At 41.1% G+C, this 19681-nt stretch carries 19 protein-coding genes; 13 read left to right on the top strand and 6 right to left on the bottom strand.

The genetic code is table 11. From position 1 onward, the window contains the following. The 4 genes from BGC07_RS04340 to cydC form a co-directional block, all read left to right on the top strand. The coding region (locus BGC07_RS04340) for a hypothetical protein (RefSeq protein ID WP_069312101.1) at positions 1-644 on the top strand (644 nt) is incomplete at its 5' end. A gap of 1281 nt (positions 645-1925) precedes the next feature. Beyond that, positions 1926-3692, top strand: a complete 1767-nt coding sequence (gene cydD, locus BGC07_RS04335) for a thiol reductant ABC exporter subunit CydD (RefSeq protein WP_069312100.1) — start codon at positions 1926-1928, stop codon at positions 3690-3692. Next, positions 3689-4276: a 6TM ABC transporter family protein gene (locus BGC07_RS04330; RefSeq protein WP_069312099.1), complete on the top strand. Its 588-nt coding sequence runs from the start codon at positions 3689-3691 to the stop codon at positions 4274-4276. The genes cydD and BGC07_RS04330 overlap by 4 nt, the downstream gene beginning before the upstream one ends. After that, complete coding sequence (gene cydC / locus BGC07_RS04325; protein ID WP_235602922.1) at positions 4215-5471, top strand: thiol reductant ABC exporter subunit CydC; 1257 nt, start codon at positions 4215-4217, stop codon at positions 5469-5471. Before BGC07_RS04330 ends, cydC begins: the two co-directional genes overlap by 62 nt. A gap of 28 nt (positions 5472-5499) precedes the next feature. On the opposite strand, the gene BGC07_RS04320 is transcribed toward cydC, so the two are convergent. Genes BGC07_RS04320 through nhaD form a run of 3 tightly spaced genes read right to left on the bottom strand, consistent with a single transcriptional unit; the run spans position 5500 to position 8944 of the window. Beyond that, entirely contained in the window at positions 5500-7065 is a 1566-nt protein-coding gene (locus BGC07_RS04320; protein ID WP_069312098.1) for a sensor histidine kinase, read from the bottom strand. A 25-nt stretch (positions 7066-7090) separates the two neighbouring features. Further along, complete coding sequence (locus BGC07_RS04315; protein ID WP_069312097.1) at positions 7091-7438, bottom strand: PAS domain-containing protein; 348 nt, start codon at positions 7436-7438, stop codon at positions 7091-7093. 45 nt (positions 7439-7483) lie between these two features. Further along, positions 7484-8944: a sodium:proton antiporter NhaD gene (gene nhaD, locus BGC07_RS04310; protein WP_069312096.1), complete on the bottom strand. Its 1461-nt coding sequence runs from the start codon at positions 8942-8944 to the stop codon at positions 7484-7486. Positions 8945-9190: 246 nt separating this feature from the next. Here nhaD and BGC07_RS04305 point away from each other — a divergent pair, with 246 nt between their 5' ends. Both BGC07_RS04305 and BGC07_RS04300 read left to right on the top strand, forming a co-directional pair. Next, positions 9191-10633, top strand: a complete 1443-nt coding sequence (locus BGC07_RS04305) for a peptide MFS transporter (protein WP_069312095.1) — start codon at positions 9191-9193, stop codon at positions 10631-10633. A gap of 65 nt (positions 10634-10698) precedes the next feature. Continuing rightward, on the top strand, positions 10699-11205 hold the full coding sequence (locus BGC07_RS04300; RefSeq protein WP_069312094.1) for a GNAT family N-acetyltransferase: 507 nt from the start codon (positions 10699-10701) through the stop codon (positions 11203-11205). On the opposite strand, the gene BGC07_RS04295 is transcribed toward BGC07_RS04300, so the two are convergent. Continuing rightward, positions 11183-11491 (bottom strand): hypothetical protein, encoded by a 309-nt coding sequence (locus BGC07_RS04295; protein WP_069312093.1) that lies wholly within the window; start codon positions 11489-11491, stop codon positions 11183-11185. The two genes, BGC07_RS04300 and BGC07_RS04295, sit on opposite strands and share 23 nt — an antisense overlap. A 247-nt stretch (positions 11492-11738) precedes the next feature. Here BGC07_RS04295 and BGC07_RS23055 point away from each other — a divergent pair, with 247 nt between their 5' ends. The 6 genes from BGC07_RS23055 to BGC07_RS21170 all read left to right on the top strand — a co-directional run bounded on the left by BGC07_RS23055 (position 11739) and on the right by BGC07_RS21170 (position 15832). Beyond that, positions 11739-12323, top strand: a complete 585-nt coding sequence (locus tag BGC07_RS23055; protein ID WP_268801611.1) for an outer membrane protein transport protein — start codon at positions 11739-11741, stop codon at positions 12321-12323. After that, positions 12292-12993: an OmpP1/FadL family transporter gene (locus tag BGC07_RS23050; protein ID WP_268801610.1), complete on the top strand. Its 702-nt coding sequence runs from the start codon at positions 12292-12294 to the stop codon at positions 12991-12993. Before BGC07_RS23055 ends, BGC07_RS23050 begins: the two co-directional genes overlap by 32 nt. A gap of 178 nt (positions 12994-13171) precedes the next feature. Continuing rightward, entirely contained in the window at positions 13172-13396 is a 225-nt protein-coding gene (locus tag BGC07_RS19265; protein WP_077216754.1) for a cation-transporting P-type ATPase, read from the top strand. Beyond that, positions 13362-14261, top strand: a complete 900-nt coding sequence (locus BGC07_RS21180) for an HAD-IC family P-type ATPase (protein ID WP_201258118.1) — start codon at positions 13362-13364, stop codon at positions 14259-14261. The genes BGC07_RS19265 and BGC07_RS21180 overlap by 35 nt, the downstream gene beginning before the upstream one ends. Further along, on the top strand, positions 14254-14412 hold the full coding sequence (locus BGC07_RS21175; protein ID WP_201258117.1) for a hypothetical protein: 159 nt from the start codon (positions 14254-14256) through the stop codon (positions 14410-14412). The genes BGC07_RS21180 and BGC07_RS21175 overlap by 8 nt, the downstream gene beginning before the upstream one ends. A gap of 10 nt (positions 14413-14422) precedes the next feature. Next, positions 14423-15832: an HAD-IC family P-type ATPase gene (locus BGC07_RS21170; RefSeq protein ID WP_201258116.1), complete on the top strand. Its 1410-nt coding sequence runs from the start codon at positions 14423-14425 to the stop codon at positions 15830-15832. Between the two features lie 37 nt (positions 15833-15869). On the opposite strand, the gene BGC07_RS04280 is transcribed toward BGC07_RS21170, so the two are convergent. Further along, positions 15870-16949, bottom strand: coding sequence for a competence/damage-inducible protein A (locus BGC07_RS04280; RefSeq protein ID WP_069312092.1), 1080 nt, complete (start codon positions 16947-16949; stop codon positions 15870-15872). 213 nt (positions 16950-17162) lie between these two features. On the opposite strand from BGC07_RS04280, the gene BGC07_RS04275 reads away from it, so the two are divergent. Beyond that, positions 17163-17693: a cytochrome b gene (locus BGC07_RS04275; RefSeq protein ID WP_069312091.1), complete on the top strand. Its 531-nt coding sequence runs from the start codon at positions 17163-17165 to the stop codon at positions 17691-17693. A gap of 67 nt (positions 17694-17760) precedes the next feature. Here BGC07_RS04275 and BGC07_RS04270 read toward each other — a convergent pair whose 3' ends face one another. Beyond that, positions 17761-18939, bottom strand: a complete 1179-nt coding sequence (locus BGC07_RS04270; RefSeq protein ID WP_069312090.1) for a mandelate racemase/muconate lactonizing enzyme family protein — start codon at positions 18937-18939, stop codon at positions 17761-17763. Between the last annotated feature and the right edge of the window lie 742 nt (positions 18940-19681).

Genomic DNA, 19681 nt, shown 5'->3' with positions numbered 1-19681 from the left:
AGCCTGAGCAATTCACTCAAATGCAAGAGCTCGGCCTGAACAAAGCCTACATCAAAAAAGCGCTCGACAAGCCTGAGCAATTCACTCAAATGCAAGAGCTCGGCCTGAACAAAGCCTACATCAAAAAAGCACTCGACAAGCCTGAGCAGTTTGCTCAAATGCAAGCGCTCGGCCTGAACAAAGCCTACACCCAAAAAGCGTTCGATAACCCTGAGCAATTTGCTCAAATGCAAGGGCTCGGTCTGAACAAAACTTACACCCAAAAAGCGTTCGATAACCCCGAACAATTTGCTAACAATTATCAGAAATTACTAAAACTTCACACAGTTTACAATTCTATTGTTAGCAAAGTTAAAAAAAATGAGTTCGATGTGCATGGATTCGGAGGAGGTAACACTATTACCCTCGACGGAGAGCAAAAAACTGTTCCTAGAGGAATTAGTAAAATATGGTCAGAAATTACAGATGAACATGGTAATTTTAAATTAATGGATGACGTCGACTCTGCTTTAAAAAATTCCAAGTCTCAAGCAAACAACAGAAAAAGTTCTCGAGGAGCCACTGTTGTGAGTATATTTTTTGGTTCATATCGGGACCCTAAGCTTAAAAAAGCATATAACGAAATTAGCCAATCCTTTGATTGATTTTATAGAAATGATAGGCTTGTTAACATCTACAAACAAAATTTCAGATCAAAAGTTTGCAGATGTTAACAGCTCGTGTTTGTAAATGATAATGCTTGTGCTGCAACGTCTTGTTATTTTGATTTTTTGAGCTTTGTGACTGAGTTAACATCGATTAACAACAGCTTGCCTACCTTGGAGCTTAGGGGGTTCACTAGAAAAGTGTGATTGAGAACCCCCTACACCTGACTGTGTAAACAGTGATAAAACATAAAAACACAAATTAATCGATTAAAGTAAGTGTGTTATCTTAATTTAGATGGAATAGTCCTGTATCAACGATGTTGGGCAGTATGGATATATTGACTACAAAATCATCGGTACCTGCAATAACTTCTCACTTGTTTGATTAACCTTATTATGTCCTGAATTAAGCACTAGATTTTCTAAAACGCCAAACTATAGCCAAGAAAATAGCGTTATATCGCGCAAGCTAGTTAATTTGATTTTAGCGCCTAGGAAACACAATACTCTGAACTACTAACCATAATATAAAAGGATATTTTTTCGGTTTGCTGTGTCATGTGAGGCAATGAGTTGGCTCGTGCTTGTATCTCATTTTTCGAATAATATTAAATTTAAGATGGATTAATCCTAATCAAAGTCGATTTTCTGCATGGTGGCTAGAGTTTTGTGATGATTTATTATCTTATATAAACGTTGCTTTGAGTAATGAAGCACAAATGATTTTTTTGATTGGCTCTATTATCTGGTCCAATATCTTATAAATCTTTGGTAACAATTCATTCTGTGCAGCAATCCATTGCTCTGTAGTTTTTTTCCGCAAGAAGAAGATAACCGTGATTTGCAAGTATAGACAACGGTTTTGGTGTGTTTGCGGTCCGGGTTAGAGCAGCTGCATTCGTCATGACCTGCAAACTTTGTTTTGTAGCTGAGCACCTTCACGACAGTTTCAACCACTGAGCGAGGAATATTCTCCCGATTGGTCACATAGTAGCGCCACCAGGCTCTGCCGGTTTGGAAAAGGTGTTTGAGCGTGAATTGAATCAGGGGTATTCTCTCGATTAATGAATTAGAGTAATTACATCTTTTTGATTAACAATAGATTAATCATGTTAACTAAGGTGCATAACGGGTAGCACTCAACGAAGTCACTCGCGCAGTGGATCGATGGTTGTTAAGCAAGTGGAAGTAGGAAGCTTGCGCCTTAGAGCCATAGGAGTACAATGCTCATGCATGCTAAATAGCATCTCTAACGTTTTTTGAGAGAGACAGGCGTATATGAGTCAACACCCCCCTAAGCCGTTAAAACCTTCCCGCTGGTTAATGCAATACGCGAAGCGATCGCGAGGCCCTTTACTTGGAACTGTGGGTTTCGGCCTTTTAGGTGCTATTTTATTGATTTTACAGGCTTACTGTATTGCACATTTAATCTCAGGTGCGTTTTTGAGCCATTTAAGCTTTGCTGAGTTATCACCTTATCTTTGGGGGATTTTAGTTCTGATTACCGTTCGTACTTTATTATTATATGGGCAACGTCGAGTGAGTTTTGCGATTGGTGCTAAAGTACGGACGGTGCTGCGCGAGCGACTGTTTCAACAGATGTTGGATCTAGGGCCGCAACATGGTCAGCGTACAGGAGCTTTGAGTTCTGCTTTGGTTGATCAAGTTGAGGCAGTACAGGATTTCTATCAAGACTATTTACCACAGATGTATTTAGCGGTGCTGGTGCCTGTTATGATCTTAATTGCCGTGTTTCCGGTGAGTTGGATTGCTGGAGCGATTTTTCTAGTTACAGCTCCACTGATTCCGTTATTTATGGCCTTGGTGGGTATGGGGGCGAGTAGCGCACATCAAAAGCACTTGCAGACATTGGCTCGAATGAGCTCACAGTTTCTTGATATTTTACAGGGCATTAGCACATTAAAGCTCTTTAATCGCAGTAAAGTGCAAGAAGAAAACGTCAGAGCCGCATCTGAAGAGTATCGCGTGCGGACCATGAGTGTGTTGAAGATTGCATTTATGTCCTCTGGTGTTTTAGAGCTGTTTGCTTCAGGTGCGATTGCGCTCGTTGCCATTTATTTGGGTGTTAGTTTATTGCAATATATCGGCATTCCAGCACATGGGATTACCCTGGAAATTGCTTTGTTTATTTTATTGCTTGCGCCTGAGTTTTACGCACCTTTGCGAACGTTAGGGACGCATTATCATGCACGCAGTAAGGCGGTGGGTGCGGCTGAAGAGTTGATGAAGCTATTTGCATTGAAGCCTCAAGCGTTGAATATTAAAGCTGGGCAGGCATTAAATATTGATAAAAGTCAGAAAAATAAAAAATTTGATATTGCTTTTAAAAATATTTGTTTTAACTATGAAGATGGATTGCCTGTTTTAAATGAAGTGAGTATGGAATTTAAGGCGTTTACTCATACGGCGGTTGTGGGTGCCAGCGGTGCAGGCAAGACCACTTTGTTGCAATTGTTACTGGGCTTTATTCAACCTGTTTCGGGTGAAATATTGATCAATGGTCAAGTGCTTTCATCATTAAATACCAGCGAATGGCGTAAGCAATTAAGTTGGGTTGGGCAAAACCCACGGCTATTTCATGGTAGTGTGCTGGATAATATTCGCTTAGCACGCCCAGAAGCGACGGAGCAGGAAGTGCTAGTTGCTGCAAAAGCGGCTTTCGTGAATGAATTTGTGAATGATTTGCCCCAAGGTTTTAACACTCCGCTAGGTGAGCTGGGTGTTGGTTTATCAGGGGGGCAGATTCAGAGAATTGCCTTGGCGCGTGCTTATTTGAAAGATAGTCCTATTTTATTGCTGGATGAGCCGATGGCGAGTTTAGATAGTGAAAATGAGAAAAAAGTATTAGAGGCTTTGGCTGAATTAGCTAAGGGGCGGACCGTGATTCATTTAACCCATCGATTGGTACAGGCGAAAGGTATGGATATTATCTATGTTCTTGATCAGGGACACTGTGTAGAAAGTGGCGACTTTGAGTCCTTAATGAAAGAAAAATCTCACTTTTATCGTATGGCGGCGCTATGAGTACCCAAATGCAGCAAAAATCAATGAAAACAATACAGCGGCTTAAGCCGTTTACCCAGCCTTTTTTATCACACTGGCGTTCGATGAGTTTGGGTTTATTATTGGGCCTGATGACTGTGGTTGCTGCGGTGGGGTTATTGTCGCTTTCTGGTTGGCTAATTTCAGCATCCGCAGGTGCAGGGCTTGCGATGGCAACGGCACTTGCCTTTAATTATTATTTGCCTGGAGGCGGGGTTCGAGCCTTTTCTTTAATCCGTATTTTAGGGCGTTATGGTGAACGTGTGGTGACACATGAGGCGACGTTTCGTATCTTAACGACCTTACGCGTTTGGTTTTATCGAAAAATAGAGCCATTAGCTCCAGCCGGCTTATTAAAGCAGCAGAGCGGTGATTTATTATCAAGAATTGTCAGTGATATTGATACGCTCGATGAGGCTTATTTGCGTATCATTGGTCCTTTTATGATTGCAATGGTGCTCTCTTTTCTTTTGCTATTTTTCTTGTGTTTTTTTAGTGTGCAAATTGCTTGGTCTGATTTTTTTACTGATGGTGGTGAGTGGTTTTTGTGTACCTTTATTGGCTGAGCGTTTAGGTCATAAAACAGGAATAAACTTAGTTACAGAAATTGCTCAATTACGCACGCATTGCATTGATAGTGCACAAGGCTTGATGGAAATACTTAGCTTTGGTCGTGAGCGTCGTGCTTTAACGGCGTTGCAAATAAAACATGGTAAATTACTGCAATTACAATCGCGTATGAATCATATTGATGCGCTTTCACAAGCGCTGATTTTATTACTGACAGGCTTGGCATTGTGGCTTGCTCTTTACTTTGGTGTGCAGCTTGTGCTTGCTGAGCAACTCAATGGGGTGAACCTGGCGCTAATTGCATTTGCGGTACTTGCAGCATTTGAAGCGATTATGCCTTTACCGCTCGCATTTCAATACTTGGGCCGGACGAAAAAAGCAGTCAGCCGTTTGCTTGATTTAGCAGAACAAAAGCCAGCGGTATTATTTACAGAGAAAGATAATAATAGTGATTTTTCTGGAAAGTATAGTATAGAATTTAACCAAGTTAGTTTTGCCTACCCTGAACGTGAGGCAATTTTTGAAAATCTTAATTTAAAAATTAATCAGGGTGAAAAAGTGGCGATAGTCGGCTCGACAGGGGCGGGAAAAACAACCCTAATTCAGTTATTAACCCGAGTATTTGATCCGGCCTCTGGTGTAATTAATATCGCGAATACTCATATTAAAAATTTTAGTGAGTCGAGCCTAAGGGGGTTGATGAGTGTTGTCTCACAACGCAGCCATTTATTTAATATGAGTTTGCGTGATAACTTATTGATTGCAAAACCTAAAGCAAGTGATCGCGAGCTTTATCAAGCGTTAAAAACTGCCCAGTTGCTCGATGTGGTTGAACAACTCCCTGAAGGCTTAAATACTTGGGTGGGTGAGCATGGTTCCCGTTTTTCCGGTGGACAAATTCGCCGTATTGCGATTGCCCGTGCAGTGCTTGCAGATCTCCCTATTTTATTATTGGACGAGCCGACAGAGGGGTTGGACCCTATTACAGCCGATGAGTTTATGAAAAGTCTCACTGAATTAATGGTGGGTCGCACGGTATTATTGATCACGCATCGCTTAACTGATGTGCAAGATATGGATAAAATTGCAGTGATGGAAAATGGCCAGATTATTGAGTTTGGAACTGAAGCAGAACTATTAGGGGCGAATAAGCGCTATGCTGGTTTATATGCTCAATATCATTTGATCTAATTCATTGATTTAATTTTGGTATTGTTGTTTATGAATGAATAGGTAAAAACTCAGCAATCGGCAGGGTAAATTTAAAACTAGAGCCTTCATTTTCTCCAGACGATTCAACCCAGATTTTGCCATGATGTTTTTCAACGATACGTTTGCAGGTGGCAAGTCCAATACCAGTGCCTTCGTATTCTTGACGCGTATGTAAGCGCTTGAAGGCATCGAAAATTTGTTGTTGGTAACGCTCTGGAATGCCGATACCATTGTCTTTAATACAAATAGTAACCTGGTGAGCGTTTTTGTTAAGTGTTGCTGAAATAATGACATTGGGTGCTGTGTTTGCGGTTGTGTATTTAATGGCGTTTGCGATTAAATTTTGAAACAGGACTAAGACAAGACGCTCATCAATAAAAATGCTCTCGGGTAGCTCAGAGATTGATATGTTTGCATTTTTTTCTGTGATGATCGCCTCTAAGTTCTCACAGGCTGCATGAATGATATCCTTTGGATTATGCTTTTGCATGTGCATAATGCGACCGGCATTAGAAAACTCGAGAATATCAGAAACGATGCCGCGCATACGAGTAGCTGCTTTTAAAATACAACTCGCTTCATCACTAAATTGCCCATACTCCTTGCTGTGTTCTAAGAGCATTTGGCTATAAATCATTAAAGAGCGCAAGGGTTCTTGTAAATCATGCGAAGCGGCATAGGCAAAATGTTCGATCTCTTGGTTAGTGCGTTCTAACTCGCTATTGGTTAGAGAAAGTTTCTGGTTTTTTTGCTCAAGCGATGCTTCTAACTGGTGCCTTTCAGTGATATCCATCAAAATTCCATTAAAATAAACATCACCGTTTTCCACAAATATGGGCCTGGAAGCTCCATGCAACCAGCGATGACTGCCGTCTTTTAAAATAGCGCGACCGGTATAGTTCCAGTCCTTTTGCTCAACAATGGATTGCTTAATGCTTTGCTCGAGCCCTTTTTTATCATCGGGGTGAACATTAACCGTTTGCCAATCATTTAAGGCCTCATTAGGAGAAATTTGTAGCACCTCCTCGATGCGAGGGCTAACATAGGAAAAACCACGTTCACCATTTTTCTTCTGATACCATTGGAAAATAATTCCAGGGACTTGAGAGACAATATGCTCAAATTGCTGTTCTTTTTCTGATAATTTTTGAATTAAATTTTTGTCCTGAGAAATATCAATGGCATTGGCAAAAATAACGGGAGGATCACTTTTATTGTGTTGGATTAGCACAGCAATACCTAAAAACCATAGGTAATGACCTTGCTTGTGGCGGATACGCTGGTTGTTAATAAAGTAGTCTGTTTTTTTATTGATGCAGTCTTGTAGTTTTTGCCAGCTGGGTTGAATATCGTCAGGATGCAATAATTCAGGGTAAGCTTGTGTTGCTTGGTTGGGGATATCTTCAGGTTTATAGCCAAGTATTTCGAGTAATCTAGGTGAGATTAATAAATTATTATCTTCAATTTGCCACTCTAAGGTGGCATCATATAATGTATGAAGAAGGCGGTGTTGTCGTTGATCTGTTTTAATTTGCTTAATTTCTGAAGCTTGCTCTAGGTAGAGGTGAGTCACATTGACTAAATAGCCTTCGTAATAGTCAACTTGAGATTTTTTTAGTCGGATCTTGATAGTTAATCCAGGTATAGGCTTCAACCCAGCGATTTTTGCCTTGTAAATGTAATACACGATAATTTTTATGCTGTAGCTCTGTTTTTCTCTCAGACAGATAGTAATCAAGTTCTGTTTTTAAACAGTTAAAATCATCTGGATAAATTAATTCTTTTAGGTTTAGTTTATTTGTTATATCAGATTTATTACGGCCAAATAGTGATAGTGTATTGCCTTCAATATCGGTAATATTAAAATCGTTGTCCCAACGAAGAATTACTATTGAGCTGTTATCAAGTTGGTTACGAGGAATTTGTATGGTGTTTTCGTTGAGCATTTAGATGCTTAAAATAAAAGGGGGCCTAAACCCCCTAGTCTATGGTCAGCTGATGGGTTTAGAGAAAAGGTCTGCATTTAAATAGAGATGGCAAATAATCGAGGCGATATAGCCTAATGCAATTGCCCATGTCCATTTTAAGTGGCTAAAGAAGGTATAAGCTCCTTTAGCTTGGCCCATGAGGGCTACTCCGGCGGCAGATCCGATGGAAAGCATGCTACCACCGACCCCAGCGGTGAGAGTGACAAGCAGCCATTGGCCGTGTGACATTTCAGGTTGCATGGTGAGTACTGCAAACATCACCGGGATATTATCAACGATGGCTGAAAGCACACCGACGAAAATATTGGCCGGTGTCGCATTATGAATCGCAGATAGTCCAAGCGCTTGACCCCATTGGCCATACATCGCCTCTGACAAGATGCTTAGGTAGCCGATTGTAGATAGGCCGCCGACGCAAAGGATAATGCCGTAGAAAAAGAGTAAGGTATCCCACTCGGCACGCTGTACTTTCTTGAAGATGTCAAAGACATAGTTGTCAGCAGCATCACCGATCTGTTTACGCCTGCGTTTTTCCAGCATTTTGAGATAATAGCCGAAGAATTGTAGGTAGCCTAAACCGAGCATCATTCCCGCAGCCGGAGGTAAGTGGAGGAAATTGTGGAAGCTGACAGCAGTCACAATCGTGAGTAAAAATAATACCATGGTTCTGCGAGCGCCGACTTTCATGTGAACCTTCTCATCATGCGCTTTAGGGTGTACTTTGGGGACTGCAAGCGTCATGATTGCTGCGGGTATGAGATAATTGATGACTGAAGGCAAGAAGATCGCAAAGAACTCAGTGAAATCGAGTATGCCTTTTTGCCAGACCATCAAGGTGGTGATATCACCAAATGGACTAAAGGCACCGCCGGCATTGGCAGCAACAACAATATTAATACAGCCTAAGGCGACAAACTTTTTATTACTGCTCCCTACAGCCATCACCACAGCACACATGACCAGTGCGGTGGTCAAGTTGTCGGCAATCGGTGAAATAAAGAAGGCGAGAATACCTGTAATCCAAAAGAGCTGTCTGTAGGTAAAACCCTTTTGTGTTAACCAAGCGCGCAAGGCTTCAAAGACGTTTCTCTCCTCCATGGCATTGACATAAGTCATCGCAACCAATAAGAAGAGGAACAACTCAGCATATTCCAATAGGTTATGGCGTATTGCAGCTTCTGCTGCGGCTGAAGAGCCTACTGTAGCTGCTAATATTGATACGATAATCCAGATTATCCCGGCAGCAACAATGACAGGTTTGGATTTTCGTAAATGGGTAAACTCTTCGGACATGACAAACAAATAAGCAATGATAAAGACAGTCAGAGCAAGTAAGCCTGCAAATGAAGAGGTCATGTTAAGGTTTAAGGGCGCTCCACCTGCGCTTGCAGCGAGGCTTAAGCCCGGCCATAACAAGCTGATCAGAGTAATGAACGCAAAAATGCGTGTTTTTGTAAATTTCACACCAGTTCTCCCTAGACTGCGCGTTATTTTAGATTGTAGTTGAATTTTTGTTATTTTAACTGTCTAAGTGAGCCTCCATTCTAGTAAATATCAATATATTTTAACAAGTTATTTGTTAATTGGGTGATTGTTTTAAAATATCTTGTATTTTTGTAACGGTTCAGTTGTATGGCGGGTGGTTTTTTGGTATAACTAGTCGGGTTGTTTTGCTCATTTAGAAGATGAAGTTTCATGAAGGTAGAGAATATGCGTCTGTTACATGTATTACCCAAAGGGGTTGGCAGTATCTTATTTGTAGAATCCTGTGAGCTATTTGGCCGCTTTGGTATTACTGCACTGCTTGTTTTTTATTTAAAGCAAAGTTTAGGCTTTAGTGACACGCATGCTTTTTTACTTTACACGACTTTTGTGGCGCTATTTAGTGCAACACCGGCTTTAGCGGGTTTGTTTATTGGTCGTTACGTGAATTATCACCAGTCAGCCTTGATAGGCATCTTTTTTATGATGTTGGGTAATTTACTCTTGGTGATTCCAGAGACTCAGCTTGTTTACTTATCGCTTGCGCTGATCGCTGTGGGTTTCGGCTTTTTCTATCCAGGTTTAACGACTTTATTGGGACGCCTCTATGATCGCTCTAGCGGTGGGCGCGACGCCGGTTTTACACTCTATTATATGGCTAAAAATATTGGCGCTTTATTTGCACCGATTATCTGTGGTTTCATAGGCCAAGCCTATGGCTATCATTATGCATTTTTGCTGTCTAGTTTTGTGATGATGATTGGTTTTTTCTTTTATTTTAAAATGCATGCGAACTTAACAACGATCATCGATGAGCAAGCAACACATCCGCTGCCTTTTAGTTTAACGGTGCTAAGTGCTGTGATTGCGGTATTTGTGTTGTACGCTGTGCTGGATTACCATTTGGTGAATTATCTAATCGCAGCCTGTGTCATTGGTTTCTTGCTACGTGTCGCTCCTTTTATGAAGCAACATATTAAAGTGATTGCAATTATTTTTGCTTTGATGTTTTTTGCTATTATTTTTGGAGGTTCCTTAGGTCAAGGAGGGACGACGTTAAATCTCTTTATCATGCGTATGGTAGACCGTCATATGTTTGGTATTGAGATTCCGCCAAGTGTTTACTATGCGCTTGATCCTGTATTCATGATGGTGATTGGGCCGATTTTGGCGATTGTTTATACCAAGCTTGCAAAGCGTAAACTAGAGCCTAGCTCGCTTTATAAGTGCATGTTTGGTTTAATTACATTGTCAATTGGCTTTGGTGTATTCATTCTCGCCGCTCAGCATGCCATGCAATTACAAGGTCAGGTGACGAGCTTGTATATCGTCATTGCATTTATTATCTTCCCGCTAGCAGAACTTTTTATTATGCCAGTGGCGCTATCAATGATTACTAAAATCTCTCCCAAAGAGCTGACGGCAACGATGACTGGAATGTGGATGCTCAGTCAGTCTGTGGGTAGCTTATTGACCAATAGTCTGTCTAAGTTAGGTGCGGTGAGCTTTAAGGTAGACGCGCCTGCGGCTTATGTACATGCGGGGTCGATTTATCGCTATGGCTTTAGTGCAACGGCATTATTGCTGCTAGGGTCGGGTGTTTTGATGGGGCTAGGGTCTTATCTATTACAACGCCGCTCTCAAAGTGCTCGTTATTTAGTTGCTGCTTAAGCTGAGCTTTGTCTTGACCTATTGGCTGAGTTAATGCTTAACTCATTGTTTTGGCAATTAAAGCAATGAGAGTTCGTTTAAGGAAAATCACGAGTCATGACGATGTTGCTATGGCTCAAATTATTCGAGGCGTATTGACCGAGTTCGGTGCAAACCGCCCCGGCTTTGCTTGGCAAGATCCAGAAATTGATTATCTTTCTTGCGCTTACGATAAGCAAGGGGCCGCTTATTATGTTATTGAGGATGATAAGAAAATTATGGGTGGAGGAGGGTTAATGGCATTAGCGGGGGTAGCGGGGATCTGCGAGCTGCAAAAAATGTACTTGCTACCAGCTTCTCGTGGCCTGGGTTTAGGCATGAAATTAATCGACAAGTTGATTGATACTGCAACAAAATTTGGTTATCAGGCCTGTTATCTTGAGACTTTGTTGTGCATGGAAGGCGCGAATCATCTTTATCAAAAAACAGGTTTTAAGCGATTAGATCAATCGCTCGGGGACACTGGGCATAGCAGCTGTGACGCCTTTTATGTTAAAAAGCTCAGCTCGGCTATTTCCACCATAGATAAATAGCGGGTTCTTGCAATTGGAAGTGCTGTAATTTCGTGCAGTTATTGAGGGTAAAGCCTTTGGCTTTTTCATTGAGCTGTAAAGTGTGCTGACTTGGCTTTAATCGTAACTCATCGATTGGCGTGTCTAGGCTAAGTGCATTAGTAAAGTATCGCATAATCAGTTGAGGAGAGTAATGGCTGGGTGAGCAGATGTGACCGATTAACTCATTGTTCTTTACTAAGTGAATGTCATAAAGTCTATGTGATAGTTGTAGAGCATCGAGGTGACGTTTAAGTAAATGAGACATAATTTGGATACAACCTCGCCTGGAAGTAAGTCTGTTGGGTAGAGCCTTGGGATGTTAATCAACTTCATTGGCCCTGTCAAAAATGTTCTAGATATTGATTTCTTTTCTAGCTTAGGGCATTATCAGTGCATTGTTAATTTTTTCTTAATGTTTCCTGGATAGAATCTGCGAACTGCCGAAGAAAATGACTAAAATTTTACTTTTATCAATGAATTAGAAAATAAATTAAGTTAGAGATCATTGCTTTATGAGTTTATTCGTGCGTCTGAAGAAAAATTATTTATTTTTTTATATCATTTTTTTATTTTTAATAGTATTCCAGATTGATTTCGCCGTTCCAGTGCAGTATTTAACAAATAGTTATCTTGTGGGTAATGCCTTTTCGGGGGCGACAACCAGCCCAACGATTGCCGTCATTGACTCTAACCCTGCGGTATTGGCGACGCTATCAGCGCCCGAACTTTATATGAGCGATAGTTATATTCGCTCTCAGACTAATAATGACCAGGCGGTTGCAACTCAGTCGATTAGTTCTGCGTTTTTCGGAACGACTGAACATCAGGTGACAGGGCAAACAAGTGCGAGAAATACAATGTCGAATCAAGTGCCGAGCTTTTCGGTGGTTTGGCCGGCATCATCCACTGTTTCGCTAGGTTTGGCGGTTACCGCAGGAAATGGTTTGAATTCAGAATATGATGATCAATGGGTCGGACGTTATCTGAATACTCAGATGAAGCTTACAACATTAAATATGACACCGATGATGGCGATTAAGGTGACACCTAAATTTTCTCTAGGGTTTGGTTGGCATTTTCAAAAAAAGCAAATTTGACTCTAAAGGTCTGTCAAGCTTTGGTCCATATGAAGAAACTGCAACCGCTTGGAGTCAAGGGTATATTGTTGGAGCTTTATACCAGTGGACGGAAAATACATCTATTGGCTTAAGTTATAACCACTTTTTTGAAACGAATCTCGATGCAACTGGGACTTATCACTCTAAAATTGCTGCACAGTTTCCTGACACGATAAACATTGGTCTGAGACATCGCGTGAATGACAAACTGACTGTCATGCTAAATCTACAAGAAGTATTATGGCGTCAGTTTTATCTTCAACAGCATACAGAAATTGCTTCAGGTATGACGAGTAGCGCACATTCTCATCTGAACTTAAAAAATAGTCATTTACTGTCGGCAGGCTTGGCCTATCGCTTCACCCGTAAAAATGTTTTAGATCTGGGTATTGGTGTTGATGATGGTAAATTCACTATATCGAGTCGCCGATTATGGTTAAGTGCAGGGCTGAGTCATCGCTTCTCTAAACAGTGTTCGATTGGCTTAAGCTATTTATATGGGAGTAAGCAAACGAGTACGGTTGAGGCAGAAAATCCGGTGACTCTTGCTAGTGGTGGAAACACGCTTGCTGAGCAAGTGAATACACTGACAATGCAATCAAGTAATATTGTTCAAATTGTTGCTTTAGGTTTTCATTACCGCTTTTAAAGTAAGTGTGGCCTGATTTTTGTATCTATCTTCAAGATTATATTTGGGTTTCGTTTTTATTATTGATTTGATTTAATAAGCTTGAAAGTGAATGGATATGAATAATAAGCTTAGCTGTGAGTAGAGCGAAAGGAAAAATAAATGGAGAATACGCAGAGCCAGGTATGGTATCACGTCGATGAAAAAAATGGTCACCGAGACGTTTAAAAGCGATATTGAAACAGGCTTAACTGATCAACAAGTAGAAGAATATAAAAAAAATTATGGCCCCAATTTATTGACGCCAAGAAAAGGCAAGTCTCCTCTCGTTCGATTTTTTACTCCATTTTCACCAGCCGCTTGTTTATATTTTGTTAGCCGCTGGGATTGTGACTTTGTTTTTAGGGGAGTATGTCGATTCTAGCGTTATTTTTGGTGTCGTAATTGTTAATAGTATTGTCGGTTATTTGCAAGAAAATAAAGCACTACATGCTTTAGAAGCACTGTCGCGAATTATGGTGACAGAAGCAAAGGTGATTCGTGAGGGTAAAATTCAGGAGCTTCCTGCTGCAGAATTGGTACCGGGTGATGTTGTATTACTGCTTTCTGGTGATAAGGTGCCTGCAGATTTGCGGCTTTTGCATGCGCGAGACCTTCGTATTGATGAGTCCGCATTGACGGGTGAGTCGGTCGCGGTTTCTAAACGAACCGATATATTGGCTGAAAATACGATTCTTGCTGAGCGTAAGAACATGGCCTATGCCTCGACCTTAGTCACCTATGGTAGCTGCAAGGGCATCGTCACAGCGATTGGCGATCATACTGAAATCGGACGTATTTCGACGTTAATGTCTAAGACGAAAGAAATTGATACGCCATTGACTCGCAAAATTGCCAGTTTTAGCCGCTTACTGTTGTGCTTAATTGTTGGTTTAGCCATTGCGACTTTTATTGCCGGCATGATCCAGCAAGAGCCACTTACCGAAACCTTTCTTGCTGCAGTTGCTTTGGCTGTTGCGGCGATTCCAGAAGGTTTGCCGGCAGCTTTTACGATTATTCTTGCCATTGGTGTTTCTCGGATGGCGCGCAAGGGGGCGATTATTCGCAAACTGCCGGCCGTGGAAACCTTGGGCAGTACAACGATTGTCTGTTCTGATAAAACAGGAACGTTGACTAAAAACCAGATGACGGTACAAGAAGTTGTTGTTGGTAGTGAGCGCTATAGCATCACCGGAGTTGGGTATGAGCCTGTGGGGGTAGCTTCAAGATGCAACGGGTCAGGTGATTGATGATAGTCACACTGCTTTGAAAGAGTGTTTACTGGCAGGATTGCTTTGTAATAATTCTTTGTTAGTGCAAAAAGAAGGGAACTGGGAAATTGACGGAGACCCAACCGAAGGGGCATTGATTGTTGCTGCACGAAAAACTGGGGTTGAGTGAGGAACACTATATGGAAGTGGCTCCTTGTATCAGCACAATTCCGTTCGAATCAGAATATAAATATATGGCGACACTGCACCACGTTGATCAAGGAAAATCAGGTGTTGTTTATATTAAAGGCGCGGTTGAAACACTCCTTGAAAAATGCAGTGCTGGCTCAGTTGATTATGACCAGATGAAAAAAGAGATGCGTCGATTGGCTTCTAAAAGCATGCGTGTCCTCGCCTTTGCTAAGCTCGAAGTGCCTGCGGGCCAATCAGAAATTAATCATCAGGATCTGACCTCTAATCTGACTTTCCTTGGATTGCAAGGGATGATTGATCCACCTCGAGAAGAAGCGATTCATACGATAAAAAACTGCCATGATGCGGGTATTCGTGTGTCGATGATTACTGGAGATCATGCGATTACGGCTGGAGCGATTGCAACGGCAATGGGGTTATGTGAATCGGGTACTTGTGTTGTCACTGGTGCAGATATCGATCAAATGGATGATGCTGATTTGGAGAAAACAGTGCAAGAGACTTTTGTGTATGCGCGCATATCACCCGAGCAAAAGTTGAGATTGGTTAGGTCATTGCAACAGCAAGGACATGTCGCAGCGATGACCGGGGATGGAGTGAATGATGCGCCGGCACTAAAGCAAGCAGATATTGGTGTAGCGATGGGGCTGTGTGGAACGGAGGTTGCTAAAGAAGCAGGAGATATGGTGCTCACTGATGATAATTTTTCGACCATAGGGCGTGCTGTGGAAGAGGGCCGCTGTGTCTTTGATAATCTCACTAAATTTATTGTTTGGACCATGCCGACGAATATGGGTGAGGGTTTAATTGTACTCACTGCAATTTTTACTGGATTTACGTTGCCTGTGTTACCCGCACATATTTTATGGATTAATATGACGACCGCTTTAATGCTTGGGATGATGCTTGCCTTTGAGAATAAAGAAGGGGATATTATGAGCCGCCCACCGCGCAACCCTGCAGCACCTATACTCAATAAAGCGCTGATTTTGCGTATTGTGATGGTGTCGCTGATTATGCTGGCAATGACTTATCTTATCTTTATCTGGGAAACGGCGCATGGTGCTTCGATTGAGGCAGCACGGACAACGACGGTCAATGTGATCGTAATGTGTGAACTATTTTATTTATTTAACTGTCGGTCATTGAATAAATCGATGTTTGATATGGGGGTCTTTTCTAATTTTTGGTTGTTGATCGGTGTGGTCGGTATGGTCTTGCTGCAACTGGCTTTTACTTATCTGCCGGCATTTAACTACTTGTTCAATACCACGCCGATAAGTTGGCAGTCATGGCTATGGGCGGTGATGGCTGGCATGCTAGTTTATATGGCTGTTGGCTTTGAAAAGTGGTTGCGGCAGAAAGTTTCGTTTATTCCGCTGGCAACCTCATCTTAATTCTGGCTTCATTCTTATTTTTATTTTTATTTTGATTTTAGCCATCAATGATTAAATGTTTGAGTATTAACCAACTGCTATATTCAACAAAGGCGTTAAGAGTCGCTTGGTCTCGTAATGGTATTGACTGTTGATATTCTTGATTCTCAATGGTGACTGTAATATTTGTGCGGCCAAACTGTTCATCACACCAAAATTCGTTTAAGCCTGCTAGTTTAATGTCAATACCTTGCGCTTTTGTTATTAATTGATGGGTCTCTTTTGTTAATAATTGGCTTTGAAAGTAGCCTAAGCTCGCTTGATCATTAATATTCAATGAGACTTGCTGGTTGATTAAATAATTAATTAATAACTCTTTACCACTTTGTTCTGAGCGTGAGACGATATAGGGCTTAAATAAGGTTTCTAATTGCTGTTGGCAGTTTTCATTAAGCTCAGTCGGATTTTTGCAGAGTAATTTAACCTCGGTATAAGGAAAGTGTGCACGAAAACCAGGATTATAACCAAACGGGCTGACAATCTCTGTGACTTCTGCGGCAATTTGAGCCTCGGATACACCCAGTAAGTGCCAGCGGTAAAGTTGGCTCGGTTCAGCTAAGTTTAATTTTAGTAAATAAGGTAACACAAATTGGTCAAAAATAGGCAAACACTCTCGAGGTGGACCAGGAAGCATAATAATTGATAAATCACCATGCTTTATGATGCATGCATCGGCAGAGCCGTGAGGGTTAGTAATAATTTCAGCACCCATTGGAAAGTAAGCTTGTTGCTTATTACTTTCATGCATTTTGATATTAAATTTTTTCCCAAGTTCGACGATGCGCTGCCAACTTTTATCATTGAAGACTAACTCTTGCTGGCAAAAATCGCTGATAGCAAAGCGAGTAAGGTCATCGGAGGTCGGTCCGAGTCCGCCAATGGTAATGATCGCTTGATGGTTTTTAGCGAGTGTTATTAAAGCGTCATGAATTTCTTGTCTATTATCAGTGGCAGTCATTTGTTGTCCGGGAGTGATACCTTGCTCGAACAGTTGTTTTGCAATGTTTTGACCATTGGTATTGAGCAGGTCACCATTGATGATTTCATCTCCGGTGGCTAATATTGCAACTTTTCTCATTGGTCTTTCCTCCATCAGTCATCAATCGAATAACAGCAGTCTACAATAAACACAGAGCATAACAAGGAACCTATAGCGATGGAATGCTTGTTTAGCAAAGTTCAGTTTTAAGCAAGAAGTAATATTGTCTATTATAAACTTGTTGTCATTCGCATTGATCGTTCGCATAATGGCAATGAGTGGATTAAAAATAATTAGGGGCAAGAGGATATAATGGCAGAAAACCAAGTGAAAAAGACGAAATATGGTCGAGTCACACGCATTTTACATGGCTTCATTGTGTTATCCATTGTTTATATGTTGATTGTCGGCTTTTTTGTTGACGAGTTAGGGAAAGTGAGTGGTCTATTTTTATCAATTCATAAAGGCTTAGGGGTGATATTGGTTTTTGTGACTTTAATTTTCTTTTTATGGACGATGATGGAGCGCCCTCCAGCGATGCCATTTAAACAGAAAATATGGGAAATGTTTGTTGCTCGCATTGTGCAACGTTTGCTATTAATTGCTGTGTTTTTTCAAGCGTTAAGTGGCTGGTTTATGTCGACAGCTATTGGTTACCCTCCGGTGATTTTCGCTTGGGTTGTTCCAGCGCCCATTGAGAAATCGACGGTTGCCTTCCAGTTTTTCCACAATATTCATGGATTGATGGGATGGGTGATTTTAGTGTGTATTGGCCTGCACATTTTGGGGGTAATTAAGCATGCACTTTTTGATAAAGTGAACCTTTTAAAGCGAATATTTTAAATTTAATATGACTCTATAAAGCAAGGGCTATAAATAAACTAAAATATAGCCCTTAATCGTGTGTTATTTATTTTATTTCTACACGTGGTGATTTCATGATGATTTCATCATTAAGTTCAATGCCTAAGCCAGGTTCTGTGGGCGCTTGGAAAAACCCATTAACAGGTTGCAAATCTTGCACACAGAGCTCGCGGTTAAAGGTTTTAATCGCATAGGTATGATGCTCATGAATGATAAAGTTAGGAATCGCTGTTTCTAAGTGTAATGCAGCTGCAGTGGCGACCGGCCCACCGCAAACATGAGCTTGTACCTGAATATCATACATGTCGGCATAATCACAGATTTTCTTAGCTTCGGTTAAGCCGCCACATAGACCAATATCAGGCTGTAAAATATCTATCGTTTGATCCTCTAGGTAAGGGCGAATACCATGACGTAAATAGAGGCGTTCACCGGCAGCAAGAGGAACATTAAGCTTTTCTTTAAGTGGTTTGTGCAGTTTGGAGTTTAAGTAATTTACTGGCTCTTCTAGGGCCATGCAGTTAAACTCTTCGGCGATTTCACCCAATTGCAATGCCGGAGCGAGGCCAGGCAAGCTATGACACTCGAAAATAATTTCACCATTCTCACCCAATACACCACGAATTGCCTGCATGCGTGAACGAATAAGGCTTAAGTGCTCGCGCTTAAACAATTTAGTGCAGTCAAAAATAGTTTCGCCATTTTTGTCGAACATCATCGGGTCAACTTTAACTGCGGTGTAGCCCTCGGCAACGGCTTTTTCCGTCGCTATAGCGTAATCTTCAGGCTGAGTGAGTTTCTCGCGGCTATGAATATCCCAATCAAACTGCAATTGGCTGGCATATGTCCAAAGTTGGTCATTGACTTTGCCACCGAGTAACTCATAAACCGGAACGCCGAGAGCCTTGCCTTTAATGTCCCAAAGTGCGGTATCAATCGCACTCATGGCTGAGTAAACCACAGGGCCACCGCCAAGCGCCCAAAAACTCTCACGAAACATGCGCGACCATAGCTTTTCTGTGCTCATTGGATCCCAGCCGATGAGCATTTCCTCGGCAAATTCTTTAATCATAGCGGCGGCCGCGCTATGACCTAGATCATAAGCAAGCCCAGCCTCACCGACACCAGAGAGCCCTTCATCGGTGTGGATACGGACAAAAACAGGGTTCCACGCTGGACGTTCGGGGCAGTGGGTATCAAAAATTTCAATACGGTTAATTTTCATGAAAATTCCTTGTGCCTTTATTTGTTTGGCAGAATTAATTGAGTTAAAATTCTGCTCTGGAAATTAGCTCATTATACTGCAATAAGCCTGATTCTTAAAACAGTACAACTAGCCGGAAGTAAGTTAGGGCTGTAAAGTGATAGCCATATTCTATTAGTAAGGAGTTAAACCATTTAGAATTACACTTCCTGCTACGTGCAACGCAGGTAGGTAAACTCGGTTTTGTGCAATTTTATTGTATTATTGAACATTTATAACGCTCACAAACTTTATTTAAACCCTATCCCTTTTATTGAAAAATTTAAAATAAGTAACAAAACCATGTGCTATATTGTCAATTTTAAAGAGAGCAATATAAATATTATGACTATTTTCTAAAGGCTGGATATATTGTAGTCCATCATTTTGAAGTCTATCATGGCCACATGTTAAAATAATGGAATTTTGAGGCAATATATTTATTTTACTCTATTCATTTAGAAGAGATTACGTATTGTATTTTTTATTACTCACAATAGTTCTTATCCTTTGACTATCATAAACTCGATCGGAAATAAAGGTATTTATATTTGAATTTATAATCAAGCCTGCCGCTTGAGTCGAATCATAGGTTTTTCTTTGTGTTAAAGAAAAGTCTAATGGAATCTATAACATTACATTGGTGGGTTTTCGGTACTTTGATTCTGAGCTACAGTAGATATCTAGGCAACGTCCCTAAAGTTTAACAATCAGCATAATACTG

It is taken from the genome of Piscirickettsia litoralis (assembly GCF_001720395.1).
Lineage (GTDB): Bacteria > Pseudomonadota > Gammaproteobacteria > Piscirickettsiales > Piscirickettsiaceae > Piscirickettsia > Piscirickettsia litoralis.
Note: the sequence above shows the minus strand (reverse complement) of the source record. Positions and strands in the feature narration are given on the sequence as shown.